At 68.7% G+C, this 25,411-nt stretch carries 25 protein-coding genes, 1 pseudogene and 1 riboswitch; of the genes and pseudogenes, 5 read left to right on the top strand and 21 right to left on the bottom strand.

The features are described from left to right. Positions 1-29: 29 nt before the first annotated feature. Together QE449_RS19840 and QE449_RS19845 are read right to left on the bottom strand one after the other, a co-directional pair. Positions 30-1,211: an RtcB family protein gene (locus QE449_RS19840; protein WP_056443848.1), complete on the bottom strand. Its 1,182-nt coding sequence runs from the start codon at positions 1,209-1,211 to the stop codon at positions 30-32. 83 nt (positions 1,212-1,294) lie between these two features. Beyond that, positions 1,295-1,618: a hypothetical protein gene (locus QE449_RS19845; RefSeq protein WP_307109511.1), complete on the bottom strand. Its 324-nt coding sequence runs from the start codon at positions 1,616-1,618 to the stop codon at positions 1,295-1,297. A 176-nt stretch (positions 1,619-1,794) separates the two neighbouring features. Between QE449_RS19845 and QE449_RS19850 the strand changes: the two genes are divergently transcribed. Beyond that, the gene (locus QE449_RS19850; RefSeq protein ID WP_307109512.1) at positions 1,795-2,442 is read left to right on the top strand and encodes a class I SAM-dependent methyltransferase; all 648 of its coding nucleotides are present in this window, start codon (positions 1,795-1,797) and stop codon (positions 2,440-2,442) included. Here QE449_RS19850 and QE449_RS19855 read toward each other — a convergent pair whose 3' ends face one another. The 6 genes from QE449_RS19855 to QE449_RS19880 form a co-directional block, all read right to left on the bottom strand. Next, on the bottom strand, positions 2,443-3,501 hold the full coding sequence (locus QE449_RS19855; protein WP_307109513.1) for an acyltransferase family protein: 1,059 nt from the start codon (positions 3,499-3,501) through the stop codon (positions 2,443-2,445). It abuts the gene before it with no gap. A 96-nt stretch (positions 3,502-3,597) separates the two neighbouring features. Then, positions 3,598-4,614 (bottom strand): iron ABC transporter permease, encoded by a 1,017-nt coding sequence (locus QE449_RS19860; RefSeq protein ID WP_222646709.1) that lies wholly within the window; start codon positions 4,612-4,614, stop codon positions 3,598-3,600. Continuing rightward, positions 4,611-5,633: an ABC transporter substrate-binding protein gene (locus QE449_RS19865; RefSeq protein WP_307109514.1), complete on the bottom strand. Its 1,023-nt coding sequence runs from the start codon at positions 5,631-5,633 to the stop codon at positions 4,611-4,613. The genes QE449_RS19860 and QE449_RS19865 overlap by 4 nt, the downstream gene beginning before the upstream one ends. A gap of 41 nt (positions 5,634-5,674) precedes the next feature. Beyond that, positions 5,675-5,794: riboswitch (cobalamin riboswitch) on the bottom strand. Beyond that, the gene (locus QE449_RS19870) at positions 5,786-6,112 is read right to left on the bottom strand and encodes a hypothetical protein (protein ID WP_307109515.1); all 327 of its coding nucleotides are present in this window, start codon (positions 6,110-6,112) and stop codon (positions 5,786-5,788) included. It overlaps the preceding riboswitch by 9 nt. A gap of 106 nt (positions 6,113-6,218) precedes the next feature. Beyond that, positions 6,219-6,377: a hypothetical protein gene (locus QE449_RS19875; RefSeq protein ID WP_155957071.1), complete on the bottom strand. Its 159-nt coding sequence runs from the start codon at positions 6,375-6,377 to the stop codon at positions 6,219-6,221. A gap of 70 nt (positions 6,378-6,447) precedes the next feature. Beyond that, on the bottom strand, positions 6,448-8,394 hold the full coding sequence (locus QE449_RS19880) for a CocE/NonD family hydrolase (RefSeq protein WP_373428326.1): 1,947 nt from the start codon (positions 8,392-8,394) through the stop codon (positions 6,448-6,450). Between QE449_RS19880 and QE449_RS21505 the strand changes: the two are divergent. Next, positions 8,348-8,479, top strand: a pseudogene (locus tag QE449_RS21505) (hypothetical protein); the annotation flags it as partial. The gene QE449_RS19880 and the pseudogene QE449_RS21505 sit on opposite strands and share 47 nt — an antisense overlap. A gap of 76 nt (positions 8,480-8,555) precedes the next feature. Here the strand turns inward: QE449_RS21505 and QE449_RS19885 are convergent. Genes QE449_RS19885 through QE449_RS19900 form a run of 4 tightly spaced genes read right to left on the bottom strand, consistent with a single transcriptional unit; the run spans position 8,556 to position 12,281 of the window. Beyond that, complete coding sequence (locus tag QE449_RS19885) at positions 8,556-9,854, bottom strand: hypothetical protein (RefSeq protein ID WP_307109517.1); 1,299 nt, start codon at positions 9,852-9,854, stop codon at positions 8,556-8,558. Beyond that, complete coding sequence (locus tag QE449_RS19890) at positions 9,851-10,264, bottom strand: hypothetical protein (RefSeq protein ID WP_307109518.1); 414 nt, start codon at positions 10,262-10,264, stop codon at positions 9,851-9,853. Before QE449_RS19890 ends, QE449_RS19885 begins: the two co-directional genes overlap by 4 nt. Further along, complete coding sequence (locus tag QE449_RS19895) at positions 10,261-10,449, bottom strand: hypothetical protein (RefSeq protein ID WP_222638821.1); 189 nt, start codon at positions 10,447-10,449, stop codon at positions 10,261-10,263. The genes QE449_RS19890 and QE449_RS19895 overlap by 4 nt, the downstream gene beginning before the upstream one ends. Beyond that, on the bottom strand, positions 10,446-12,281 hold the full coding sequence (locus QE449_RS19900) for a hypothetical protein (protein ID WP_307096313.1): 1,836 nt from the start codon (positions 12,279-12,281) through the stop codon (positions 10,446-10,448). The genes QE449_RS19895 and QE449_RS19900 overlap by 4 nt, the downstream gene beginning before the upstream one ends. A 195-nt stretch (positions 12,282-12,476) precedes the next feature. On the opposite strand from QE449_RS19900, the gene QE449_RS19905 reads away from it, so the two are divergent. Continuing rightward, positions 12,477-13,160 (top strand): TIGR00266 family protein, encoded by a 684-nt coding sequence (locus QE449_RS19905; RefSeq protein ID WP_307109519.1) that lies wholly within the window; start codon positions 12,477-12,479, stop codon positions 13,158-13,160. Between the two features lie 30 nt (positions 13,161-13,190). Here QE449_RS19905 and atzF read toward each other — a convergent pair whose 3' ends face one another. The 8 genes from atzF to bluB form a co-directional block, all read right to left on the bottom strand. After that, positions 13,191-14,867: an allophanate hydrolase gene (atzF, locus tag QE449_RS19910; RefSeq protein WP_307109520.1), complete on the bottom strand. Its 1,677-nt coding sequence runs from the start codon at positions 14,865-14,867 to the stop codon at positions 13,191-13,193. Next, positions 14,864-16,855: a 5-oxoprolinase/urea amidolyase family protein gene (locus tag QE449_RS19915; protein ID WP_307109521.1), complete on the bottom strand. Its 1,992-nt coding sequence runs from the start codon at positions 16,853-16,855 to the stop codon at positions 14,864-14,866. The genes atzF and QE449_RS19915 overlap by 4 nt, the downstream gene beginning before the upstream one ends. Then, a complete protein-coding gene (locus QE449_RS19920) occupies positions 16,852-17,496 on the bottom strand; it encodes an urea amidolyase associated protein UAAP2 (RefSeq protein WP_307109522.1) in 645 nt (214 codons plus the stop codon). The genes QE449_RS19915 and QE449_RS19920 overlap by 4 nt, the downstream gene beginning before the upstream one ends. After that, a complete protein-coding gene (locus QE449_RS19925) occupies positions 17,493-18,314 on the bottom strand; it encodes an urea amidolyase associated protein UAAP1 (RefSeq protein WP_307109523.1) in 822 nt (273 codons plus the stop codon). Before QE449_RS19925 ends, QE449_RS19920 begins: the two co-directional genes overlap by 4 nt. Then, positions 18,311-19,864: an amino acid permease gene (locus QE449_RS19930; protein WP_222638827.1), complete on the bottom strand. Its 1,554-nt coding sequence runs from the start codon at positions 19,862-19,864 to the stop codon at positions 18,311-18,313. Before QE449_RS19930 ends, QE449_RS19925 begins: the two co-directional genes overlap by 4 nt. A 102-nt stretch (positions 19,865-19,966) precedes the next feature. Continuing rightward, entirely contained in the window at positions 19,967-20,791 is an 825-nt protein-coding gene (locus QE449_RS19935) for a Fic family protein (RefSeq protein ID WP_307109524.1), read from the bottom strand. Then, the gene (locus QE449_RS19940; protein WP_307109525.1) at positions 20,788-22,134 is read right to left on the bottom strand and encodes a putative nucleotidyltransferase substrate binding domain-containing protein; all 1,347 of its coding nucleotides are present in this window, start codon (positions 22,132-22,134) and stop codon (positions 20,788-20,790) included. Before QE449_RS19940 ends, QE449_RS19935 begins: the two co-directional genes overlap by 4 nt. Before the next feature lie 9 nt (positions 22,135-22,143). After that, positions 22,144-22,791 carry a 5,6-dimethylbenzimidazole synthase gene (bluB, locus tag QE449_RS19945; protein WP_307109526.1) on the bottom strand — a complete coding sequence of 216 codons (648 nt, stop codon included), beginning with the start codon at positions 22,789-22,791 and terminating at the stop codon, positions 22,144-22,146. A gap of 81 nt (positions 22,792-22,872) precedes the next feature. Between bluB and QE449_RS19950 the strand changes: the two genes are divergently transcribed. Next, the gene (locus QE449_RS19950; RefSeq protein WP_051613498.1) at positions 22,873-23,604 is read left to right on the top strand and encodes a TetR/AcrR family transcriptional regulator; all 732 of its coding nucleotides are present in this window, start codon (positions 22,873-22,875) and stop codon (positions 23,602-23,604) included. On the opposite strand, the gene QE449_RS19955 is transcribed toward QE449_RS19950, so the two are convergent. After that, on the bottom strand, positions 23,589-24,335 hold the full coding sequence (locus QE449_RS19955) for a GAF and ANTAR domain-containing protein (protein WP_222650707.1): 747 nt from the start codon (positions 24,333-24,335) through the stop codon (positions 23,589-23,591). The genes QE449_RS19950 and QE449_RS19955 overlap by 16 nt on opposite strands. Before the next feature lie 226 nt (positions 24,336-24,561). On the opposite strand from QE449_RS19955, the gene QE449_RS19960 reads away from it, so the two are divergent. Continuing rightward, positions 24,562-25,386: a GAF and ANTAR domain-containing protein gene (locus QE449_RS19960; RefSeq protein WP_307109527.1), complete on the top strand. Its 825-nt coding sequence runs from the start codon at positions 24,562-24,564 to the stop codon at positions 25,384-25,386. Positions 25,387-25,411: the final 25 nt, after the last annotated feature.

A 25,411-nucleotide genomic window follows, 5' to 3' on the forward strand; every position in this document is an offset into this window, starting at 1 on the left:
GGCCCTGCACTGCAGGGCCATCGGGGTCGTCAGGTGCCCTTGACGTTCATGATCTGGCGGAGCTCGTGGAGCACCGTGACCAGATCGCGAGCATCCTCCATCACCACGTCGATGGACTTGTAGGCATCGGGGATCTCGTCGATGAACTCGGCCGAGTCCCGGTACTCGATCCCCACCATCCGCTCCCGCAGATCGTCCTGCGTGTAGCGCTTGCGCGCCTCGGCCCGGGAGAACCGCCGACCCGCACCGTGCGGAGCCGAGTGCAGACCGCTCGCGCTGCCCTTGCCCTCGACGACGTACGACCGCGTTCCCATGCTGCCCGGAATGATGGCCCGCACACCCTCGGCCGCGTGGACGGCGCCCTTACGGGTGAGCCACACGTCCTTGCCGGCATGCTTCTCCGGCCGGGTGTAGTTGTGGTGACAGTTGATTCGATCCGACTCGACACTCGTGTCGGTGCCGGCCCGATGCACGAACTGGTGCAGGAACCGATCCATCATCTCCGCCCGGTTGAGGTACGCGAACCGCTGCGCCCACGTCAGATCCGCGATGTACCGATCGAACTCGGGCGTGCCCTGGGCCAGGTACGCGAGGTCACGGTCGGGGAGCTGGATCCACCACTTCTCGCACATCTTCTGCGCGATCGCGATGTGCTTCTTGGCGATCTTGTTGCCCACCCCTCGCGAACCCGAGTGCAGGAACAGCCACACCCGGTCCCGCTCGTCGAGACACAGCTCGATGAAGTGGTTGCCACCACCGAGAGACCCCAGCTGCTGACGCCACTTCGGCGAGTGCGACAGGTCCACCCCGCTCTTCTCGGCCAGTTCCTCGAGCTCCGCGATCTTGGCAGCGGTGAACTCGAAGCGGTCGAGGTGCCCGTTGTAGTTGCCGGGCGAGAGGGGGATGACACGCTCGACGTCCTGACGCAGCTGCGCCAGGTCGAGGTCCGTGATGTCGCTGTGAGTCAGCGTCGTCTCGACGCCGATCATCCCGCACCCGATGTCGACGCCGACCGCGGCGGGGATGACCGCGCGCAGTGTCGGAATGACCGTGCCCACAGCGCTTCCCATTCCGGGGTGCGCATCGGGCATCAGGGCGACGTGGGGGTGGATGAACGGCATGGCCGCGGTGCGACGCGCCTGCTCCAACGTGGCGTCCTCGATGGCCGAGGCCCAGTTGAGCAGCCGCGTTCCCGCGCCTGTCGGTGGCATGGTGATCTCCTTCGTTGTGTTCGGTGAGGTCCGAACGGTACGTGGAGTCGACGACCATCGCGACGTATTTAGTTGTGTGCCTGTCAGGCTCGCCGTTCGAGTCGCACGAACACGTCCTTCATCTCGCGTGTTCCGAGGTCGGGGCGATCGATGTCCACCACGTGGAAGGTGAGGGCGTCACCGCGAGGCACGACGAGGTCCGGAAGCGTGGGATCGCTGAAGCCGATGCGGATCTCGTCCCCCACGACGTGCAGGGTGTCGACCAACGAACTGCGCCGCATCACGACACCCGAGACGTCCTCGGTACCGTGGTCGACGAAGCGCGGTCGGCCGTCGTCCAGTGTCAACAGAGTGGCGGCCGGACCCGTGAAGGAGAGCACCGCACCCGGCGCGGGCATCACGGCCACAGGACGTCTGTCTCGGGATCGAAACTTCACTGTCGTCACCTCGGCTGGCTGAGCGGCGACGCCCTCGGCGCCACGTCCATGACACCAGAGCCGTGAATGGATGTCAGTACTTTCGGCCACTATCTCAGCAGTTTGTCAGCCCCGTGCCGGTTTGTGGCGCTCACTATGGTGAGCAGGTGACCCCGGCATCCCCCTACGACGCGATCGCGCCCGACTACGCCGCGGCGTTCGCGGACGAGCTCGGCTCGCGCCCCTTCGACCGCGGATTCCTGTCGTCGTTCGCTCGCTCGGTGCGGTCCTCGCGCGGCACGACGGTGCTCGACGCCGGGTGCGGGCCCGGCCAGGCGGCACGCGAGCTCGCGAGTGCCGGCCTCGATGTCCTGGGCCTCGACGCGTCGAAGGGCATGATCACCGCAGCATCGGGGCCGGCCTCCTGGGTGGTGGGCGACATGACCGCGCTCCCCCTGGCCGACGGTTCTGTTCACGGCGTGTGCGCCTGGTACTCGATCGTGCACACCCCCACCGCCGATCTGCCCGCTCTGTTGTCCGAGTTCCGCCGCGTCACCGTCCCGGACGGCTGGCTGCTGCTGGCATTCCAGACCGCCGCACCCACCCGCGAGCTGCGCTCTGCGTTCGGGCGGGACGTGCACCTCGACTATCTCCGCCACGACGTCGACGAGGTGCAGTCGCTGCTCATCGACAGCGGGTACGTGCTGCACCGGGACGCCGTGCGCTCCGCTCACGGCACGGAGACGGCGGCGCAGGCGTTCGTCGTCGCGCGGGCACGCGATCACCTCGTGGAGCCGCCGCCGCGAGGGTGTTGATCAGACGTGCACCGACGCAGCTCGGTCGGACCGCCGGCGCTTCTCGCCGAGTATTCCGACCCAGACCAGGTTCCACCGTCCGAAGATCAGTTGGAACATGATGGGCAGCCCCACACCCGCCACCATTCCGATGACGAACAGCGCCACATCGGCGTCGATCCCCATTGCTCGCGCGAATATTCGGGAGGCCGCCGAACCGAAGACGTGTAGTAGGTAGATGCCGAACGAGAACCCTCCCACCCACGCCAGGGGAGCCCAGTCGACCAGCCGACGTGCCGAATAGATCGAGACCACTCCGGTCACCCCCACTGCGAGTTCCAGAACGCGGTCGACTCGCGGCGCGAGGTTCCATTCGTTCACGGTGCCGATCGTCCTGGCGCTGTAGACAGCCAGGAACGCGAGGAGGGTGACACCCACGGCGACCCGCCTGCCCTTCTCGACGCCGTAACGGTGCAGTCCGTAGCCGATGAGGAAGAAGGGCAGCAACCGGAAGTACCCGTTGACGGAGAACACATCGGCACTCGACGGAACTCGAACGGCGACGAAGACGACCAGCGCCGACACAGTCGCGATCGCCCATCCGGCACGGGTTCGGGTCACCCCACACGCATCGAGCGCCGCCACCGTCAAGAAGATCAAGAACATCGACTGCAGGAACCACAGATGTCCGTAGTGGAAAGGGAACACGAAGAACCACGCCAACTCGTTCAGTTCCGGCCTCGAGTTGGTGCCCGGCACGGAGATCTGCAGAACGAACAGTAGTAGACCCACTGTCACCAGGGGAATCAGGAGTCGGCGCGCCTTTCCTCGCGCCAGGGAGGGGTAGTCGGCGAAAGACCGGATCGGGCGCATGGCATAGACATGACCGGAGATCACGGTGAACAGGGGCATCCGGATGTCCTCGAGAGCGACATAGAACCATCGCCAGATCGAATCGTCCGCGACATTCATTCCGCGCCCGCCACTCGAACCGATGACATGGCCCGCCACCATCAGAAGAACCGCCACGCCGCGCAACGTCTGAATCGAACGATCCTTCGGGCGAGCGTGTTCGGCCATGACCAGATCATGCAGTAGGAACCCGTCCTTCGCAGCACCCTCCGCCACACGACCGGTATCTGCGTCTCTCGAGAAGGCACTGATCGGTCTCGTCTTTCAGGCCGGCTGCGTTCTTCGTCGAAGAAGGATCACCGCGAAGGCCGGCACACCCACCAGCGCCGTCACGACCCCCACCGGAATCTCCTGCGGTGCGAAGACGCTGCGCGCCAGGGTGTCCGCCCACACCATGAACACGGCACCGATCGCCATGGACACCGGCAGCACGCGGTGATGGGCGGTGCCGACGAGGATGCGAGCCGCGTGCGGGATGACCAGCCCGACGAATCCGATGGCTCCCGCCGACGCCACGATGGTCGCGGTCATCAGTGCAGTGACTCCGAGCAGGACGACGGACAGGCGGAGCATCGAGACACCGAGCGCGCGGGCCGTGTCCGATCCCAGCGTGACCGCGTCGAGCGACGGCGCCGCCACCACGCACGCCACCGCCCCGATCCCGACGGCGCCGGCGCACACCGCGACATCGCTCCACCCGGCACCGGCGAGCGAGCCCAGCAGCCAGAACAGCACCCCGCGCGTCTGCTCGGCGTCGGCGGAGGACAGCACGATGAACGAGGTGAGGGCCGAGAACAACTGCGTACCGGCCACTCCCGCCAGAATCACCGGCCCTGTTCCACCGCCGGCGCCGGTGGCCAACATCATCACCAGCACGAAGGACACGAGAGCGCCGACGAAGGCGCCGGTCGACAGCGACAGTGCGCCCGCACCCACACCGAGCACCGCCACCGACACGGCGCCCGTCGAGGCACCGGACGAGATGCCGAGAACGAACGGATCCGCCAAGCGGTTACGCAGCAGCGACTGCATGATCGCGCCACACAGCGCCAGGCCGCACCCGCAGATAGCCGCGAGAAGTGCACGGGGAAGCCGTAGTTCCCAGACGATGCCGTCCTGGATGCGGCTGACGTCCGCCGGCGGGCCACCGAGATGCGCGACGACGACGGCGACCACGTCGGGCACCGTCACGTTCGCCGGGCCCAGCGCGATGGACACCGCCACCGACGCGACGACCGCCAGCAGCGTGGCCACGACCGCCAATGCCGGTCGCACCCTCACCCGTTCGACCACTCCTGCAGTGCCGCAGCCACTTTCTCGATACCGTCGATGGTCCGGATCGACGGATTGAGGTCGGCACCGTTCACGACGATGTAGCGCTTGTCGATCACCGCCTGCATGCGACTCGTCACCGGGTTGCTCTCGAGGAATGCGATCTTGCTCGCCAGCGCGTCACCGTCGATGCTGCGCCGGCTGAGGTCGGCCAGCACGAGTGCGGAGGGGTTGCGGTCGGCGACACTCTCCCAACTCACCTGCGGCCATTCGTCCTTCGTGTCCGCGAAGACGTTGCGCACGCCCACCGCGTTCGAGATGACACCGGACGCTCCGCAGCACCCGGCCATGTAGGGGGCAGTGGTGTCGGCGAACCAGTACGCGAGCGACGCCTCCGACACCGGCGTGGATGCCGCGTCGTAGCGCGTTCGCAGCTCGTCGACGAGGGCATCCCCTCGGTCGCGGACATCGAAGATCGCCGCGAGATCGCGCACCTCCTCGAACACCGTCTCGATGCTCAGTGGCTCGTCCCGGGCACCGTCAGCGTTGACGCTGGTGGCCGACTTACCGATGCAGTCGGTCGGCGACAGGTACGTCGGGACGCCGAGGGCATCGAACCGGTCGCGGTCCGCGACTCCACCCTCTCCCAGCGTTCCGCCGAACGACGCGGTGACCAGATCGGGCTCGGTGTCCAGCACCACCTCGAGCGAGGGCGTGTTGTCCGCCAGCCGAGGAACCTGCGCGTCGGCGTCCGCGAGGTCGGCCCGTACCGGGTCGGTCCAGGTGGCGGTACCGACCATCCGATCTTCCAGCCCGAGGGACAGCAGAATCTCGGTGGATCCCTGGTTGAGGGAGACGGCGCGCTGCGGCGGCGCGTCGATGGTGACGGTGCGGCCGCAGTTCTCGAGGGTGACGGGATAGGTGCTTCCGGCCTCGGCCGCAGCCGTCGTGGTCGGGCCGGTGGAGCATCCTGTGGCGAGGAGGCCGACTGTCGTGACGACAGCGGCGATCGCGAGGCGTGAGGTCATGTTCGGTTGTGCCGTCCTGCTGGGAGCCCGTGCGCGGAGCTTCGAGGGTGGTGCCGGACAGCAAGCGATCGGACTTCGAGCCGAAGCTCGTCACCGTTGCGCGCCAGTCCCGGAATCGCACCGGGTTCCCTCGCTGAACGACTGTTCGAGGGTCACTCTATTCCGCGCGGCTCCATCCGCACCACGTACCCGTCCTCGCCGAACTGCGCGAGGTCCGGCCGATCGATGTCCACGACGTGAAACGTGACGTCCTCGTCCGCACCCACGACCATGTCCGGAACCGACCTGTCGGAGAACTCGATGCGAAACCGGTCCTCCTCGGGCCACAACGTGTCGACCAGAACGCTCCGCCGAGCCTTCTGGCCTGCGACATCGACGTACCCGATGTAGACGAACCGCGGTCTGGAGTCCGCGAGCTCGATCAGGAGAGAGACCGGGCCGGTGAAGGTGAGCACGGCACCGGGAGCCGGAACGACCATGGGTGCCGAGTGGGAGCGACCGAATCCAGGGAGTCTCACACCCGGCTTTCGTCACACATGTCGGCGAGGATTGTCGGGATTTATCACAATCCGATCTCGGTCCCCATCACCTCGTGGGAGCGAGTGGCGCGTCACCGTCGACGTCGTGCGCGTGCTCGACATCCTCCTCGACGTCGGCCACATGAATGGCATGGCCGACTCGGACGCCGAGAACGACCGACACCACCATCCAGACGGCCACGAAGCCGATGACGAACCACCACATGTCACGAAGTGTTCCACCGAGACCGGCCACCGAACCGCCTGCGAGGACGCGACATGGTCACGGTATCCGCTCAGTTCACATACGGAATGTTCACGAAGCTGGGGTTCGCGGGGTCGAGTTGCACGTGCTGGGGTGCCAGCGCGGAGTCGACGAGCATCGGCCCCAGCGGCAGGTAGCGCGGCACGCTGGCGGCGTAGACGTCGATGCGGATCCGGTGGCCCGGCGCGATCACGGCATCCGTGGGGAGCAAGTTGATGTCCACCGTGGTCGGGACGCCGGGCACGAGCGGCTGCCGGCTCGCGAGCGTGAGCGCCGGCTTCGCGTCGACGTAGTCGCCGTTGGCCGAGCGGGTGCTCTTCGCCTCGTCGATCTGGCGCAGCGATGCGGTCAGAGCGCCGTGGCTGATAGGGGTGGACGTGCCGTCCGGCGCGACGTCGTTCATCGTCGCGGCCCAGAAGCCGTCGGGCCGATCGAGCACCGTGTTGAGATGCAGGTTGGTGGCACCCGAGATCTGAGTGGGCTTCTCGGCCGGCGCGCTGGTGAAGGTCAGCGCCTCGGCCTCGTTGAACCGGGAGTCCTTCGTGCACACGGACCCCAGGATCGCCGCCGCACCCGCAGTACCGGCCGCGGCGTCGCGGGAACAGACCCCGCGAAGGCCCGGCGCGACGGTGAGGCGCGCGGTGTCGGACGTCGGCGACGAGGACAGCGAGCCGTCGTGGAGGCTGTGCCCGGCGGTGCCGCTGGGGGCGGCGGAGAGGTAGGTGCGCTGAGACTGCGCTCCGGCACGGGGGAACTGATCGGTGGTGGTCCACCCGCCGCCCTGCTGGAACAGCGTCACGGGGCCGTACTTCTCGACACCGTTGTCGACGCCCTTGAGCCAGTGGTCGAACCACGCGCGTTCGAGTGCATCGAGTCGCGGCGGGTTGCCCGGGCGTCCGAAGCCCGCGCCCGGATTGACGTGGTACCCGTCGCCCATGATCAGCTGCTTGCGTCCGGGCGCGACCGGGATGTCGTTGTAGATGCGCGGCTCGCTGTTGGTGAAGATGTCGTGCCAGCCGCCGTAGACCATGGTGGGTACCTCGATCTGCGACAGATCCGCCGAACGGTCGGCGTAGAACTCGCCGTCCTGCGCGACACCGAGTGTCTCGGGCCGGATGTCGGCAATGGTCGGCGCCGTGAAGGCGTTGGCGAGTTCGGGGATCAGGATCGCCGGATCGGCCAATCGATCGGCGAGCCACCGAGTGTCGAACTGCCCCTGCAGGATCGACTGCACGTTCGGGACGAACTTCAGCACGTTGACCAACGTGAGCCACAGCGGCATGAACCCGACACCCAACGCGCCGCCGGTACCCACGATGTCGCGCAGCAGGTCGTTGCCGGGCTCGACCGGGAAGATGGCCTTGAGCGCCGGCGGACGCAGCGCCGCGGCCTGCACGGAGTTGATGGCCGAGTAGGAGATGCCCGACATGCCGACCTGACCGTCCGACCAGGACTGCCGGGACGTCCAGTCGATGATCTCCGCCGAATCCTGTTGCTCGCGTGGACCCAACACGTCCCACGTGCCCTGCGAGAACCCGGTGCCGCGGGCATCGACGATCACCTGGGCGTAGCCGTTCTGGACCAGGTTCCGGTTGACGGCGAAGATGCGCAGGCCGCCGCCGTCGACCGCCTGCGTGAGATCGGTGATGCCGTCGAACGGCGTACCCGCGAAGTTCAGACTGGCCAAAAAGTCGAGCACCGGCTCGCTCACTCCGGGGATCTGCTGGATCGAGTCGATCAGGTTGCCCACGAGCTTGGTGTACGGCGTGATGTTCAGGACGGTCGGGAGGGCGGTCTCCACCGGGCGACCGGATGCATCGGCGGGCCGGTAGATGTTGGCCTGCAACACCGTTCCGTCACTCATCGTGATGGGGACGTCCCAGTCGATGGCCACCTGCGGGTACTGCGGCGGCGCATCGGCCGCGGCGGTCCAGGCGACGGCGTCCGCGCCGCCGGTGGGATCCGCCGTGGCCGGCACCGCGGTACCGGATGCGACGAGGAGGGCGACGAGAACGCCCGAGATGACCGTGGAACGACGCCGCACACGAGCCCCCATGCTCTGATCGGCACCCTCCCCTGTGATGGGCGCCACTAACCTACCGGACGGTAACCTACGGTCACGGAAAGGTCAACGACCATTCATGCGCCGAACAACAAGAAGAGACCGAGGAAGGTGTACAGCACCATCACCAGCATCAGTGCCAGTTCGCCGAGCAGCGCATCCTTCTTCGGTAAGAGCCGCAGAGCCGCGTCGTGCGCCAGTGTCACTCCGACGATGTGCCCGATCACCACGCACAGCACCGTGATCGACGCGACCACCGACGGGTGCGAGGACAACGCGTAGTTCACCGACGCGTCCGCGATGCCGAGCGGATTCCATCCTCGATCGAACGGATCGAACAACGTGAAGACGCTCTGCTGACCTTTCTCCACGAGATAGGTGAGATAATGGGCGAAGAAGTACCCGACGACGATCGGGATCAGCGAGTGCGCCAACAGACCCGGCAACTGCGCGCGACGCTCCCTCGTCACACCGCCGGTGGTGCGCGCCGCGAGCCAGAACACGGTGCCCACCAGTGCGACACACGCCAACAAGCCGGCCGTGCGGATCAGCACCGGGTTACCGAGGTCACGCGCGAACGACTTCCAACTCGGCGTCTGCGCCAGCGAGTCGAACGCGGTGGAGCCGAGCAACGTGGCCGTCACGGCGACGGTTCCGCGTCGTACGGGGAGGGTGGCGGCGCCGTCGAGCGGGTTCCGCAGCACGAGGGCGCGAGTCTCGTTGTCTCGCGCCAGGATCGACAGCCGCGCCACGGTGTCACTGAACACCTCGAACGGATCCGCGCGCGCGAACCATTCCTCGCCGAAGATCAGGGCGCCGCCGAGCAGGACCACCACGTACAGCAGACACCAGGTACGCACGGCGGCGACCGAACCGGGATCACTCGACGCCAGTTCGAGCCACACGAAGGCCAGCAGGCCCAGCACCGCCGGGACCACCCCGATGCCGTCGGGCACGGTCCGCGGCCGGCCGTGCGGCAGAACGCGATACAGCGCGCGGACCGGGGACACGATGCGCCACACCGGCCCGAAGACCAGCGATGCCGGGACCAGCCCGACCCACACCAGCACGTAGAACACGCCGAGCAGAGCGTTGGATGCATCCTGCGGACCCAGCACCGACGCCGCACCGACCCACACGGCCAGCGCCACCGACGCGGTGCCGACGACGCCCCGGAACGCGACAGCGTCCACGAGTCGCGCCAGCGGCGTCCGGACCAGGTGTCGATCGGGCGTCAGACGCGGAGTCTTCCACGCCAACAACAGGACCGCGAAGGACGCTGCCAGCGCCCAGGCACCGCCGATGAGGGCGTACGTCACCGGGATCGGCAGGTCGGACGACCCGCCGAGACCATGTGCGAGGAGCTCGCTGCTCACGACCGGACGAGCACCGTCGCCACGGTGGCGTCGGCCTCGTGCAACTCGATGTCGACCGAGCCCGGCACGTCGACCGTGAAGCGGAACTGCTGATCGTCACCGACCGCCACCGGGAAGCTGTGCTCCGGAACGGAATGCACGTGGATCTCGTCCTCCGCGTCGCTGGACACGGTCACGAGGATCTCCTCGCCGACCCTGCCCTCGAGACGCTGGTCGACCGGGGTGACCTCACCGCCCGCGATGGAGACGTCGAGCGTGGTGGTGGGCGTGATGCGCGGGACGTCGGACGCCGCTACGGACGTGGCCGGTGTCGAGGAGACCTGCTCGGGCGTCGCCTCGGTCTCCGGCTCCGCCTGCGAGCACCCCGCCAGCGCCAGTACCGCCAGCCCGACCACCACTACCCGCCTCACTCCGTGCCCTCCCTCTCGTTCGCATCCTTCAGGTCGTTCTCGGCGTTCTCCGCCCGCTCAGCCCGCCGGTCGCGCACGACGATGACGATCACCACGAGAGCGATGAGCACTGCGGGGATGACGGCCGGAAGTGCCAGCACGACAGAGTGATCCGCGAGGTAGATCACGTTCGGATCGGGCGTCATACGCGACTGCGCTCCTTGCTGCCCTTCGTCGCGGTGTTGCCGGGGGTGGCCAGGCTGATGCGTGCGGCGCCCCAGGACAGCGACCAGATGAGGGCCAGCGAGCAGGCCAGCACCACGAGGCACGCCGCCGTGAACAGCCATGCCGGGTGGTCGAACGAGCGCTCGCGCTGCAGCAGCTTGGTCTCGTACTGGAATTCGCGGGTGAACTCGGTGGTCGCGGGGACCTCCTCGGCGCCGATGCCCTCGTCCGCCGCCATGAAGATGGGCGCACCGGCCATGGTGCGGCCGTCCTGGATGCGCAGGAACGTCTTCCACGTCCCGTCGACCGGCATGGCACGCGTGGAGCGGTACTCACCCGGGCCGGTGCGCTCGAGGTTGTCGACGACGAGTCCGTGCAGCGAGTCGCCTGCGCCCTGCCAGGCGAGGATGGAGACCCACTCGGGATCGTCGGACACCAGGTCGCTCGGGTCGATGCTCACCGTGGCGGTGACCATGCGGAAGCCGTCCTCGCGGGGAGCGTCGGTGAGACTCACGGTCGCGCTCGCGCCCTGCGGAACGTCGATCATCAGGCCGTTCGCGACGCTGCCGCCGAGCACCAGCACCATCGCGACGACGATGGAACGCCGGACGGCGGGACGCGGGAGTCCGTCACCGCTGAGCGCCTGCGCGAACAGACCCGCGGTGAGACCGACGACGAGGCCGGCCGGGATGCAGGTGGCGAGCGCCTCGACCCACATACTGTTCGGCCACGGGTAGAGGAAGACGGCGTCGACCCACATGGACTCCAGGTACAGGCCGACGGTGCCCACGGCGACACCGGTGACGGCGCCGAACAGGAGGCGGCGGTGGACGAGAGTGGTCAGACCCATGATCTCGACGACCACGGCCATGCCCAGGTAGAGCGTGAACACGCTGTGCGGCTCACCGAGGACGGGACCGACGATCAGCGCGGTGATCTCGCGGATCACCGCGGCGAAGGCGACGGCGAACAGAGCGGATCCGCGGCCCACCATGAGGCGGGCGGCGATGAGCGCGAAGGCGCCGGCAGCCGTCATGAGCAGCGGCTGGAAGACGAGGCGGAACTGTTCGACACCGAAGTCGTACTCGATCTGGAAGACGGACAGGCCGATGACGAGACCACCGAAGGCGGAGCTGCGCATGAACCAGGTGATGATCGAGCGCTTGCGGGAGTCGACGGCCTGCGCCGGGTCCGCCTTCGTCTCGCCGTCGGGCTCACCGGCGGTGGCGGCGGTGGTCACGGCGGTGGAGGCCATCGCGACGCGACCCTCGTGCTCGAGCAGCAGCACGCCGACGAGCGAGAGCCCGGCGCCGCCGATGAGCATGAGGTGCGTCGGTCCCCACAGCGTCACGTCCTGGCCGAACATGCGGTGCCAGATGTCGTCGAGCGGGAAGCCGATGAGCGCGTACAGGCCCGAGCCGGCGATGAGCAGCCCGCCGGTGGGGGCATACCAGGTCCGGGTGATCTTGATGGCTGCCGGACCGGGCTTCTCGTCGCGCGGCAGGATGATCGCCAGCGCACCGGCGATGAACAGGAAGAACAGGCCCACCAGGATGAAGTAGTGCGCCGGGTTGGCCAACGGGCCCTCGTCGCGACCACGTCCGATGTGCAGGCTGACGTCCCAGATGAAGCCGAAGAACGCGGTGAGGATCGTCGAGATGAACATGACGAGCGGCAGCGCCACCCACCCGGGGCGGTGCAGCTTCTCGCCCGCGTAGTCCGCGAGGCGCTGCAGCCACGTGATGCGCCTCGTCCGGTGCATCACGGCCAGATACAGCAGGAACAGCGAGATGACACCGGCTGCCGCGGTCATGCCGAAGACCTGATCGAGCGCGGCGCCGCCACCGGCCGGCGCCTGTGCGATCAGGTTACTCGAGGTAACACCTACATTGTTCACGCATCGGATTATGTCTGTAACCGGGCGTCGACACCAGAGCTACCCGAAAGTAATTTCTCGGGCACTCTCACGTGCCGCGCGCGGCGGTCGTCGCTGCTCTATCGTCTGCGCATGGACGTCGAACTCCGGCACAACCCCTCCAACACCGTCGCCCGATGCCGCCTCGCACCACGGGAATCGCTGAACACCGAGGGCGGGGCGATGCTCGCGTGTTCGGCCGGTGTGGACATCCGGAGCAGCACCCCGGGCGGATTCCTCGGCGGACTCAAACGCAGCGCGCTGAGCGCCGGATCCTTCTACGTCACCACCTACACGGCACCGGACCAGGGCGGCTGGGTCGACCTGGCCGGCAAGCTCCCCGGCGACGTCGTCACCGTCGACGTCGCCGACGGGCAGGAGTGGTTCGTGGGCCACGGTTCCTGGCTCGGCAACTCCCCCGACGTCACCGTCGACCCGCAGTTCGGCGGAATGAAGCAGATGTTCGGCGGCCAGGGCGCCTTCGGCTACAAGGCGTCGGGACGCGGGCACGTGCTGCTGGGTGTGTACGGCGCCATCGACGTCATGGACCTCGGTCCCGGGGAACGCGTCACCATCGACACCGGTCACGTGGTGGCGTACCACCTCGCGATGACGTTCGACGTGCGTCGAGCGGTACAGGGAAAGACGATGCAGACGCTGAAGTCCGGCGAGGGGCTGGTGTTCGACTTCACCGGTCCGGGCCGCGTCCTGCTGCAGACCAGGAACCCTCGCGAACTCGAACGGCTCATCGACGAGAACCGGCCACGCTCGAGCTGATCGTGGAACTCAGACCCCGGAATCCGGGGTTCAGACTCCACTATTCGCGGTGTAGGCCCGCCAGCCGCCGAACTCGGTGATGTCGGTGCCCGCCTCCGCCGCATCGGCGGCGCACATGAAACCGACCACCTCCCGACCGTCGGACAGCGTCACCGATCCCAGGCCCATCGGTGCGGGCAGCCCGGCCAGGAACGTGCCGAGGTGCGCCGGGGCCATCCGATACAGCTCGCCCGCGATGGAGGCGCTGCCGCCGCGCACCAGTCCGGGCTTGGGCGGCGTGGTGCCCAGATCGACCAGGCGGTAGTCGGCGGAGGTGCTCACCTCACCGACGAACCGCGCACCACGCTCGACCAGCTGACCGTTCAGCGGGAACCCTCGCAGGTGCGCGCCGACGACGAGCACGTCCACGCCGTCCTCCACGAGTACCGCCGTGTCCTGATCCGCCACCGCGGCGCCGATGTCGAGCAGTACCTGATCGGTGAACGCGGGGCCCACGACCATGACGCCGAAGGGATCCCCCGCCGTCGTGCGCGCACCCGGCACCGCGACGGCCGCCATGTCGAGGAGGTTGCAGAAGTTGGTGAACGTGCCGAGCCGCCGGTTGATGCCGAGCGGATCCGCCTGTACCGCAGCGATGGTGGGGTGCTCGGTGGTCGTCGGCAGCACCAGGCCGTCCAGCCCGTCGAGAATCGACGCCGCGTGCGCCTTCGCCGCCAGCAGCGTCGAGAGGTCGTCGACGTACGCGTGCGCTGCCGGATCCTTCGCGCCCAGCACGATGCGGGAGACGGTCGGGTCGGCGTGCTCGGGCGATGTCGACAGAAACTCGCCGACCGCCGCGTAGCGCTGCGCCACGATCGCCCCGTCGTACAACAGCACGGCCGCGTCCAGCAGCACGGAGATGTCGACGATCTCGTGGTCGATCCCCACAGCGTCCAGTCCCGACACCGTGCGCTCGAACGCCTCCGCGTACTCGGGGCACAGCGCGCGGAGATCCTCGGTGCGTGGAACGGCGACACGGGGGCGCGGCGGGGCCGACAACGGCACCGTCGCGGGCCACGCACGACTCCGCGGATCCGCCGAGTCCGCACCGATCATGATCGCCATGGCTGCTGTGGCCGTGGTGATGTCGGCGGCAAAGACCGTCACGGCGTCGTAGTCCACGCACGCCGGGACGACGCCGGTGTTCGGCACCAGTCCCAGCGTCGGCTTGATGCCCACCAGGGAGGCGAAGGCCGCAGGAACTCGGCCCGACCCTGCCGTGTCCGTTCCGAGGGCGATGTCCACGATGCCCAGCGCGACCGCGGTCGCGGAGCCGGAACTCGACCCGCCGGAGATCTTCTCGGGGTCGTGCGCGTGCCGCACCGCGCCGTACGGGCTGCGCGTTCCCACGAGTCCGGTGGCGAATTGGTCGAGATTGGTCTTGCCCAGCACCAGAGCGCCGGCGGCGCGGAGTCGCGCGACCACGGTCGCATCGGCGTCCGGGGTACGCGAGAACTCGGGGCACGCCGCCGTCGTCGGGAGACCCGCGACGTCGATGTTGTCCTTGACCGCGAGCACGGTCCCGTACAGCGGCAGGCTCTCGTCCAGACCGGCGGCCTCCGCGAGGACGTCCGCCTCGTCGCGCAGCGTGATCCACACCTCGGGGCGGTCGACCTCGGCAATACGCTTGTACGCGAGCAACACTCGATCGGTGGCGGTCGTCATCATGCTCCCTGTGCTGTGGTGAGGGCGAACTCGCCGGCCGCGGACCAGGCATCGCGCTCTATGCCGAACGCCTCGGCCTGCTTCTTGCGGAACTCGGCGATGGAGCTGTCGTTCTCGGCCAGGAACTCGTCGTGGTCGGCCAGAGAGAAGGTGCCGTCGGTGATCTCGACACCCGCCCCGCGCCCGGCCGCGAGATCGGCGCGCATGTCGGCGAGCTCATCGGTGCTGACGGGGTACCAGGAGATGCGGTCGAAGAAGCGCAGCAGCCAGGGCGTGCCCTCTTCGAACCCCTTCGTGGTCAGAGGATGACGGTGGTTCCAGATTTGGGTGGTGCGACCGACGAACTGGTAGCCGCCGGGTCCCTCCATGCCGTAGATGCACAGATACGCGCCGCCGATCCCCACGGCGTTCTCCGGTGTCCACGTCCGCGCCGGGTTGTACTTCGTCGTGACGAGGCGGTGCCGCGGATCCAGCGGAGTCGCCACCGGTGCACCGAGGTACACGTCGCCCAGGCCCAGCACCATGTACTCGGCGTCGAAGACCGTGTCGTACACGTCGTCGACGGACTCGAGCCCGTTCATCCGGCGGATGAACTCGATGTTCCACGGGCACCACGGCGCGTCGGAGCGTACGCCGTGCATGTAGCGCTGGATCGCCTCGCGCGTGGACGGGTCGTCCCACGAGAGCGGCAGCCGCACCTGCCGACTGGGCACCGTGAGCTCGGAGGTGTCCGGCAGCGCGTCCTCGGCCTCGAGCAGCAGATCGAGGAGTTTCGAGGTCGGCAGCACATCGGGGTCGACCTTCACCTGCAACGACCGGATACCGGGCGTCAGATCGACCAGCCCGGCGGGGGCGATGGCCTCGACGGCCTCGTGCAGCGCGTGCGCGCGGGCCCGCAGTGCCAGGTCGAGGGACATCTCGCCGTACTCGACCAGGATGTTGTCGTCACCGGAGCGTCGGTAGGTGACCGGCGTCGCGCCGTCGCGGCGCGCGATGACACCGTCGTCCCCGTCGCCGCCGCGCGAGAACACCACGGGCAGGCCGGCGCGCCGGCCGACACCCAGCGTATTCTTCGAGGCGGCCGCAGCGGCCTCGAGCGCGACGAAGCGCACCGTGTCGCCGGGGCGCAGCTGACCGAGCTTCCAGCGATCGGCCGCGACCACCGTCACCGGGCACACGAAGCCGCCCAGGCTCGGGCCGTCGGGACCGAGCAGGATGGGGGTGTCGCCCGTGAAGTCCAGCGCCCCGACCGAATACGCGTTGTCGTGGATGTTCGACGGGTGCAGACCCGCTTCTCCCCCGTCGGTACGCGCCCAGTCCGGGCGGGGTCCGACCAACCGCACGCCGGTGCGATCGGAGTTGAAGTGCACCTCGTAGTCGGTGCCGAGAATGGTATCCATGTCGGAGCGGGTGAAGAACTCGGGTGCTCCGTGCGGGCCCTCCGTGACGGCGAGCTGCCACGAGTGCGTCAGCGCCGGAACGTGTTCCATCGGCACGGGTGCGGGCGTGCCGGTCGCGCGATCCGCCGGGGCGAGGTCGTCGCCCGCCTGCAGCACACGGCCGTCGAGCCCGCCGAACGTCCCGAGTGTGAAGGTCGACGCACTGCCGAGGTACTCCTCGGCCAGGACGCTGCCGCGGATCGCGACGTACATCCGCAGACCGGCCCCGGACACCGCACCCACGTCCAGCACCCCGCCCGCGGGCACCGTGATCGGCGTCCAGCGCTCGGCGGGTTCGCCGTTCACCGTGACGGGTGCGTCCGCACCGGTGACGCACACGACGGTCTCGTCGTCGAAACGCAGTGCGGGACCGCTCATCGTGGTCTCGAGCGCCGGCGCTCCCTCCGGGTTGCCGACGGCGACGTTAGCCAACCGCAGCGACAGGTCGTCCATCGGCCCCGACGGGGGTACTCCCACCTTCCAGTACCCCACCCGGCCGGGCCAGTCCTGAATGGTCGTGAGCATGCCGGGGCGCTCGACGCGGATGCTCATGCGGGCCGCGTCACGATCAGACGAACCGGTGTCGGGTCGAAACCGTTGCACGGGTTGTTGATCTGCGGGCAGTTCGAGATCAGGACCAGCGAGTCGATCTCCGCGCGCAGCGCGATCCGCTTGCCCGGCGCGGACAGTCCGTCGACGATGCCCAGGCTGCCGTCCGCGTCGACCGGGACGTTCATGAAGAAGTTGATGTTGGAGACGATGTCGCGCTTGCCCAGACCCCACCGTGACCCCTCGAGCACGAAGTTCTCGACACACGCGTGCTGGTGCTTGGTGTGGTGGCCGTAGCGCAGCGTGTTCGATTCCTGCGAGCACGCACCGCCGATCGTGTCGTGATTGCCCACCTCGTCGGCGACGATGGTCATCATCGGCCGGGACTCACTGTCGCGCAGCACCGTTCCCGTGGTGAGGTAGACGTTGCCCTGGCCCACCATGGTGGCCGGTGCGCTGTAGCGGACGGTGTGGTCGTCGGCGCCGTAGACCAGGGTGTCGACGGCCTGGTTGCCCTCCAGGTCGAGGATGGTGAGAACGTCGCCGGCGCGCACGACGGCGGACCACGGGCCGAGGGCAGGTGCGACCTCGTCGAGGATCACCCGGCCGGCCACCAGCGCCAGTTCCTGTACTGCTGCGGTCATTTCGAGCCTCCTGCTGCGTACGTGTCCTCCGTGTTGGCGACGGCACGGAGGTATTCGGGGTCGGTGTTCGGCAGCGCGTCGAGATCCTGCGGCGACGGCCAGGCCAGCACCTCGAGCGACGTGGTGTCGAAGGTGGGCGACGGATCGATCGGGTGCGCCGTGTTGGCGATGCTCACGATCACCGGCAAGTGCAGGATCAGGTCGACCTCGCGGCCGGCACCCGCGGAACCCGTGCTGCGGAGGGCCCCGTCGGGATCGACGGTGACGCCGTGGAAGAAGCTGAGTGTCGGCGGCACGTCGCGGGGACCGAGGCCGTTCTTCAGGGCGGCCAGGATCAGCAACTCGCGGCCCGCGGGCGACGCCGAGTACGCGCTGCCGTCACCGTACTTCGCGGTGTTGGTGAGCAGCGTCGTCGTACCGCACAGTGCGTCGTGGTGTCCGGACGAGTCGGCCAGCACAGTGGCGAGCACCCGCCCCTGGTCGGACAGCAGCGGATGACCCACCCCCAGGTACGCCTGCCACGGCACCTTGACGGTGTCGGCGGTGTTGAGGCGTTCCCACGGTGCGTCGGCACGGTGCAGCAGGACGTGCCCGCAGGCCGCTCCGTCGATGTCGCGCAACCGGACTCGGGTTCCGCGCTGGAGCACCTTCGTCGTGTACCGCCCGCCGGGAACGGTCTCGGCCCAGACGAGCGACGCGGCATCGGTTCCGGGAACCTCGTGCGGCCACAGGGAGGGTGGGACCACCGGCATCGAGTCGGTGATCTCCCGAGCCTGCGACCGGGCGTGCTCGCGGGCGGCTGTGGTGGTGGCGGTCATGCGGACACTCCTGTGGTGACGGGGTTGGGGTGGGCCTTGCCGCGCGGGAAGCACAGCGCACCGACGGCGACGACGGCCAGCACGGTGAGGGGCGCGGCCCAGCGCAGCAGCGGGAAATCGCCGGAGGGGTCGTAGATCTCGGGGCGCGGCCAGGACAGGTTGACCACCATGGCAGCGCCGTAGACGACGGCGAGAAGGTTGACGGGCAGTCCGAGTCGGCCGAGCGTGAACAGCGGCTTGCCCTCGGAGTCGACCTTCGGGGCGCCGGTGGTGTTGTGCGGCCAACCCTTCAGCCGCTGGAGGAGCAGCGGCACGGTGACCATCATGTAGGCGAGGTAGATGAGCACGATGCACACGCTGGCGAGGGTGGAGAAGATCGCCGAGTTGCCGACATTGACCACGAGCACCAGAACGCAGCCCAGCCCGATGACGACGGCCGGGGCGATGGGCGTGCCCGTGGTCTTGTTGACCGATCCGAGAACCCGGGACGCGGGGAGCCGGCCGTCGCGGGCCATCGAGAACATGAGCCGGGACGCGGCGGTCTGAATGGCCAACGTGCAGATGAGGATCGCGATGGCCACGTCGATCAGGAGCACGGTGCCCCACGGGGACGAGAGCACGGAGTTCAGCACGTACGGCAGACCCTGCGTCGCGAGTTCACCGTCGGTGAGGCTGGGTGCCGCCATGAGCGCACCGATGATCATGAGCCCGCCGCCCAGCGCGGAGACGGACAGCGCGAGACGGATGGTGCGCGGTGCGACCCGACGGGGATTCTTCGTCTCTTCGGCCAGTTCGCCGGCGGAGCCGAATCCCACCATGACGTAGGCGGCCATGAGTCCCGAGACGATCCACGCCCCGATGTAGCCGGAATCGACGGGCACGCCGCCGGTGTCGAACACGACGTCCGGTCCGCGCTGAGCATGAGTGAAGAACACGCCGATCACCGCGATGACACCGACGATCTCGCACGTCACGCCGATCGAGTTGATGCGCGCCATGGCATTGACACCGATGGAGTTGATGGTCGTGGTGATCACCAGCAGCGCGGTGCCCAGCACGACGGCGTTGGTGGCGCCGTCCGACGAGGTCAGTGCGGTGTCGGTGCCGACGATCTGGAAGCCGCTCCAGACGTTCGGCAGCACCACCTGCAGTGCGATGGCGGCGGCGGAGGCCGTCACGATCTGCGCGATGATCATGAACCATCCGGCGAACCAGCCGGTGATCTCACCGCCGACGCGGCGTGACCACTGGTAGATGGCCCCGGAGATGGGGTAGCGCGCGGCCAGTTCGGCGAAGCACAGCGCCACCATGAACTGGCCGACGAACACCACCGGCCACGCCCAGAAGAACGCCGGGCCGGCGAAGCTGAAGCCCAGGCCGAACAGCTGGAAGATCGTCGTCAGGATCGAGACGAACGAGAAGCCCGCCGCGAAGGACGCGAACTTCCCCAGCTTGCGATGCAGCTGTTGTTCGTACCCGAACTCGAGGAGATCGTCGGAGTCGCCGTCCGCGTGACGGTCCGACGGGGGTGGGAGCACGGCCTGGCTCATGGGTGTTCTCCATCGACGGGAGGGGTTTATCTGTCGAGTGATAGTTAATCGGACGCAGCGGCCGCGGTGGTGTCGGTGATGTATCGAGATGTTGCGAGTGCGTTACGAGCTCAGGGCGCGCAGGAAGAGGGGGAGGAAGGGGCGTGCGGACGGTGCGCCGGCCTGGCGGAACGGTGCCGAGTCCTGCGATGCGGCGATCCAGTCCCGCCGCTCGACGTCGGTCAGATCCAGCCGGAACCCGGTCGGCGCGACGAGCAGATGCAGCAGCATGGTCGCGGCCCGTCCGTTGCCCTCACGGAAGGGATGCACCTGATTGAGGTCGGCGTAGGTGCGGCTCAGGAGGTACGCGAGCTCCCCCCGGTCGGCGGCCGCCCAGTCGGCGCTCAGGATGGTCTCGTGCACGCCCATGAGGCCGTCCCACACGACGGAGCACCTCGCGAACGCGGTGCCGTTCTTCGACAGTTCCACGGTGCGCACGTCGCCTGCCCACACGTAGACGTCCTGGAAGACGTAGCGGTGCACGCTCAGCAGGCGGTGCACACCGACGGCGCCCCCGAGGTCGGCCCGCCCGGTGTGACAGCGGACCAGACGGAGTGCGGTGAGGATGCTCTCCGCGCGGTGCAACGCGGCCGCGTCGACGATGCCCAGCACGTTGCGCAGCGTCGTCGACCCGGGCAGCAGGTACGGGGTGTGCCGCGGACGCAGTGCCGCCCAGCGTGATTCACGCTTCGGTCCGTCTCCGACGAGCCCCTCGCGCACCGACGGCAGCACCGTCTCGCCGCGACACTCGGCGACGAGGAGTGCGAGGTCCGCCGGCGTGGGACGCCATCCCTCGAGCCGTTCGGCGGCGACGGCCTGATCGACGGCGTGGCACTGCTCCGGGGTGAGCCCGGCGAAGGTGTCGGGATGTTCCTCGGACGGCCTCATCGAGCCAGGTACGCCGAGGCCCGTTGCACGCCCGCCACTTCCCGCGCAGCCGCGTCGAGCAGGCTCCGGTCGAGGGGCGTGAGGTCCGACGGGCGCACCAGGTCGTCGACGGGGCGGCCGTCGCGCAGTGCCTCGCACTGGTGCCGCAGCCGGATGCGCTGGACGACGTCGAACGATTCCGCGAGCACCGCGGCGTCGTCCTCGGACAGCACCTGCGCGCGAGCACCGTGCTCGAGCCGAGCCGGCGTGCCCACGGCGTCGTGCCCGGCGGAGACACCGGCCCAGCGCGCGATGTCCACGATGGGAGTCAGGATCCCCGCCTTCACGTCCATCGTGTCGGCACGACGGAAGAGCTTGTCCCGCAGCGTCACCCGCGCCTTGACCGTCGTCGCCTCACGCAACATCAGCAGTCGCGAGTGAGCGGCGTCGGCCAGCGCGGCGCGCGCGGGCTCCGCCGGTGTCCATCCGCCAGGCACCACCGGACGCGTATCGAGCGCGAGCGAGAGCATCACCACACCGGTGTCCTCGTACGGATCGGCCACCCAGCCTGCCACCGCGTCGGACCACTCGTCGACCGTCCGCACGAAGCGCGGCGACGCGGCACTCGCGTGATGGGGATCGGCTGCGAGACCGCAGCGTTCGAGTACGGCGTGCACGTCCGACCCCATCGGGGACGGGCCGCCCACCCGCGCCGTCTCGACATCGGACGACGGGACCGATTCGCGCCGAGCGACGCTTCCGGAGACGAGCCAGGTGGACGCGTCGTCGCCCAGCAGTTCGGCGGCCCGGCGCACGGTGGCCGTCACCACGGACGATCGCACTGCCGTCACGTCGGCCGACGGGACGCGGGAATCGTTCAGCGACAACGTCACCGAGGCAAGCCGCCCGCATGCCTCGACCAGATCGTCGACACTCGCCGAGCGCTCCACCGCGGTGCGCAGCGCTGTGCCCGCACGCAGCGCCGGCGAGAGCAGATCCTGTTCGAGGGCGATGCCGAGCACGCCCCCACTCGCATCCAGCACCACCAGTCGGCGGACACCCGCAGTGAGCGCGAGGGCGGCCGCCTCCGCGACGGGCACCTCGGCGTCGACAGTGACGGCAGGAACGGACGCGACGGCCGACACCGGTGCCGCGGTGCTCAGGCCCGCGGCGATCACGCGTCGGCGCAGGTCGCCGTCGGTCACCACTCCCCACACCGAGCCCGGGCACTGCACGACGAGGGTGCTCGACCTCGCCCGGGTCATCGCGTCGGCTGCCTCCGCGACGGTGATGTCGGCTCGACCGATCGGGACACCGCGACGCGTCAGCGCGCTCACCGGGGAACGCCGACGCGAGGAGGTCACCCGGCCACGTTAACCCCGACGGCCCCACTGTTCCCGGTGCACGGCGTCGGACAGGGGCCGACGCGGGCGCCACCCGAACCGCTCGAGGTCCGGAACCTCCTGGAACTCCGTCACCGGACCGACGCACAGCCACGCGACGGGCCGCACGGCGTCGTCGCCGGTCAGGCCGACGATGTCCCGCAGCACCGCCTCGTCGTAGAACGACACCCACCCGACGCCGACACCCTCGGACACCGCTGCGAGCCACAGGTTCTCGATGGCCAGGGCCACGGAGAGCAGGCCCGTGTCCCGCACCGTGGCCCGGCCCAGAACGTGCTCACCACCGCGGGAGTCGTCGTACGTCACGACGACGCCGGTGCCACTGGTCTCGATCCCCTCGACGCGGATCGGGTCGAAGGTCTCGGCGCGGTCGGCGGGCAGTGATGCCGCGAAGTCGGCGCGGCACTGCGCCACGTGCGCCGCGAATCGCCCCAGCGTCTCGGGGTGTCGGACGATCACGAAGTCCCACGGCTGGGTGTTCCCGACACTGGGTGCGCGGTGGGCGGCGGCGAGAAGACGGGTGAGGACGGCGTCGTCGACCACCTCACCGCTGAATTCGCTACGGACGTCCCGACGTGCGGCGATGGCGTCGTGGACGGACAGGTGCTCGGTGCTCATGTGGTGACCGTGCCAGAACACGCCTAGTGTCGACACCACTCGGTGCGTCCGAGTCTCGAGACAACGGGGGGGGGTCGATTCATCGTGGGTTCGACGCCCGGCACCACGCCACCGCCCGGTAGGGGTCAGCTCACCCGCACCGTCATCCTGCGCGCGGGCATCGCCTTCATCGACGACAACGGCGCTCGGGATCTGACGATGCGCCGACTCGGCGGGCGTCTCGGCGTCGAGGCGATGGCGCTCTACCACTACTTCGGTGGCAAGGAAGAACTGCTCGACGGCATCGTCGACCAGGTCATCGACGATCTGGGCAGCGACCCGCAGGTGCTGATGAAGGGCGCCTCGAGCTGGCAGGACTACCTGCAGCGGCTGGCGCACGGCGTGCGACGGATGGCGCTCGAACATCCCGAGGTGTTCCCGCTCATCGCGACCCGGCCGAACAGCGCGCCGTGGGTGCGGCCCCCACTCCGCAGCGTGCGGTGGCTCGAGAACTTCCTCTCCAGCCTGAAGGAATGGGGATTCGACGACGCGGCCGCGGCTGCCGCCTACCGCTCGTACACGAGTTTCCTGCTCGGACAGCTGTTGCTCGAGGTCTCGGCGCAGGGAGTCTCGATCGGTCCGACGGACCCCAACGATCCCGACGATCCCCGCGCCACCGCTCAGCCCGGAGACGACATCGACCCGACGGAGTTCCCCACCGTGGTGCGGATGAAGGCGGAGCTGGCGCGCGATCTCGGCCTGCCCGAGTTCGAGAAAGCGCTCGAGGCTCTGCTCGACCGACTCGCCGCGACCCTGCCTCAGGTGGACGGGTAGCGCAGCTTGGCTCCGGCCTCGACGATGTCCGCGGCAAGCTTGTGCAGCGGTCGGTTGTTGTTCTGCGACAACTTCGAGAGCATCTCGAACGCCTGGACCGAATCCACCTCGAACCGCTCCATCAGCATGCCCTTGGCCTGACCGATGATGTCGCGGGACGCGAGACCGGACCGGAACTGCGCTTCCTTCTGCAGACTCTGCACCGCGATGGCGGCGTGCGCCGCGATCGCCGTCGCCACGGTCAGGCTGTCCTCGTCGAACGCCGCGGTCGACGACGAGTACAGCGTGAGCACTCCCAGCGTGCGCTCGTGCATCGCCAGCGGTACGGCGGCCAGCGCGCGGACACCGACGGCGTCGGCCACCTCCGCCAGACCGGGCCAACGATGCACCGGACCGGCGACGACGGCAGCGAGGTCCACGTCCGCCTCGGAGGACCGATGCAGGAGATCGACGGTCGGTCCGTCCCCCGGTCGCCTCTGCACCCGGTCGAGTGCGGCCGCGATGTCGCTGCTCGTGCGGCTGGGCTCCGCAGGCCCCGATACCTCGGCCGCCAGCCGCACCGACGCGTGATCCGCGGCGTCGATCAGATCGACCGACACCGCGAGGACGTGATCGAGAACCTCGTCGATCGTCCGGACCTGGCGCGACCCGGCGAACTCGCGCGCCAGCTCGGCCAGAGTGCGCACCAGATCGAGGTGCTCGGAGCTCGGCGGCCGACCGTCGTTGCTCATGTGTGGTGCTGATCCCTTCGGTTCTCTCATCATCCGTCGTCACTCGGTCGTCGCAGACCGGACGACAAAAGGCGACACCCACCAGTGCCGACGCCTACTGCTGGACGCCGGGCGGGGTATCGCCTTCCGCGCAACTATAACCGGACAGCCCGACAGCGGTACGGTGGTCTCGCACTCCGCGTACGGGTCGTCGAGTGATGAGTCGGCGAAGGCGGGAGATGCGGTAATGACCGACAGCGCGGACACCACGGACGGACGACGGGCGTTGGCCCTGTTGGCGGAGGCCCTGACAGACCTGGACAGTGCGCTCGCCGTCTCCCACACGGCCGACGGCGCGCTCGACACGATCTGTGCGCGTGTCGTGACGGCGATTCCCGACGCCGACGCAGCGGGCGTCACGGTGTTCCGCCGCGGCAGGCCGCAGACCGCCGCGAGCACCGAGACGTTCGTCCTCGAGGTGGACCAGGCCCAGTACCGCAGCGAGCAGGGACCGTGCATCGAATCGACGTTGACCCACGAGGTGGTGCGTGCCGATCTCGACGACGTGTCCCAGCGCTGGCCCGTGTTCGCGAAGGCGATCGATCACCTCGACGTCGCGAGTTTCCTGTCCGCGCCCGTCACCGCGGGTGGTGCCCACATCGGCGCCCTCAATCTCTACAGCCACACCGGCCACCGGTTCGATTCCGTCGACGAGTCGGCGATGCGGGTGTTCGTGCAGGCCGCCCAGTCGGCCCTGACCGGAGCGGAGAACTCCGAGCACGCCGCGAGACAGGTCGAGACCTACGCCGCCGCGATGGAGTCCCGGGCCGCGATCGAACAGGCCAAGGGCGCCCTGATGCTGGGACTCAACGTGTCGGCCGACAAAGCCTTCGACCTGCTGCTCTGGCGCTCGCAGACCACGAACATCAAGGTACGGACTCTCGCCGAGCAACTGGTCCGCGACATCGGCTCGCTCGGCGATGCACCGGACGCTCTGTCCACCGAACTCGGCAAGCTGCTGATGACAGCGCACACGCGCGTGCCGTCGGGTCAGGTCACTCCGGCCGAGTAGTGCGCCCCGTGTGGCGGGAACGAGC

Origin of the sequence: Rhodococcus sp. SORGH_AS_0303 (assembly GCF_030819335.1) — a bacterium.
Taxonomy (GTDB): Bacteria; Actinomycetota; Actinomycetes; order Mycobacteriales; family Mycobacteriaceae; genus Rhodococcoides.

Coding starts and splice junctions, on each gene's coding strand:
- QE449_RS19840 (WP_056443848.1), bottom strand. CDS start 1,211: ATGCCACCGACAGGCGCGGGAACGCGGCTGCTCAACTGGGCCTCGGCC.
- QE449_RS19855 (WP_307109513.1), bottom strand. CDS start 3,501: ATGGCCGAACACGCTCGCCCGAAGGATCGTTCGATTCAGACGTTGCGC.
- QE449_RS19865 (WP_307109514.1), bottom strand. CDS start 5,633: ATGACCTCACGCCTCGCGATCGCCGCTGTCGTCACGACAGTCGGCCTC.
- QE449_RS19870 (WP_307109515.1), bottom strand. CDS start 6,112: ATGGTCGTTCCGGCTCCCGGTGCCGTGCTCACCTTCACCGGCCCGGTC.
- QE449_RS19875 (WP_155957071.1), bottom strand. CDS start 6,377: ATGTGGTGGTTCGTCATCGGCTTCGTGGCCGTCTGGATGGTGGTGTCG.
- QE449_RS19895 (WP_222638821.1), bottom strand. CDS start 10,449: ATGACGCCCGATCCGAACGTGATCTACCTCGCGGATCACTCTGTCGTG.
- QE449_RS19900 (WP_307096313.1), bottom strand. CDS start 12,281: ATGACCGCGGCAGCCGGTGTCATCTCGCTGTTCCTGCTGTATCTGGCC.
- QE449_RS19905 (WP_307109519.1), top strand. CDS start 12,477: ATGGACGTCGAACTCCGGCACAACCCCTCCAACACCGTCGCCCGATGC.
- atzF (WP_307109520.1), bottom strand. CDS start 14,867: ATGATGACGACCGCCACCGATCGAGTGTTGCTCGCGTACAAGCGTATT.
- QE449_RS19915 (WP_307109521.1), bottom strand. CDS start 16,855: ATGAGCATCCGCGTCGAGCGCCCCGGCATGCTCACGACCATTCAGGAC.
- QE449_RS19920 (WP_307109522.1), bottom strand. CDS start 17,496: ATGACCGCAGCAGTACAGGAACTGGCGCTGGTGGCCGGCCGGGTGATC.
- QE449_RS19925 (WP_307109523.1), bottom strand. CDS start 18,314: ATGACCGCCACCACCACAGCCGCCCGCGAGCACGCCCGGTCGCAGGCT.
- QE449_RS19930 (WP_222638827.1), bottom strand. CDS start 19,864: ATGAGCCAGGCCGTGCTCCCACCCCCGTCGGACCGTCACGCGGACGGC.
- QE449_RS19935 (WP_307109524.1), bottom strand. CDS start 20,791: ATGAGGCCGTCCGAGGAACATCCCGACACCTTCGCCGGGCTCACCCCG.
- bluB (WP_307109526.1), bottom strand. CDS start 22,791: ATGAGCACCGAGCACCTGTCCGTCCACGACGCCATCGCCGCACGTCGG.
- QE449_RS19955 (WP_222650707.1), bottom strand. CDS start 24,335: ATGAGCAACGACGGTCGGCCGCCGAGCTCCGAGCACCTCGATCTGGTG.
- QE449_RS19960 (WP_307109527.1), top strand. CDS start 24,562: ATGACCGACAGCGCGGACACCACGGACGGACGACGGGCGTTGGCCCTG.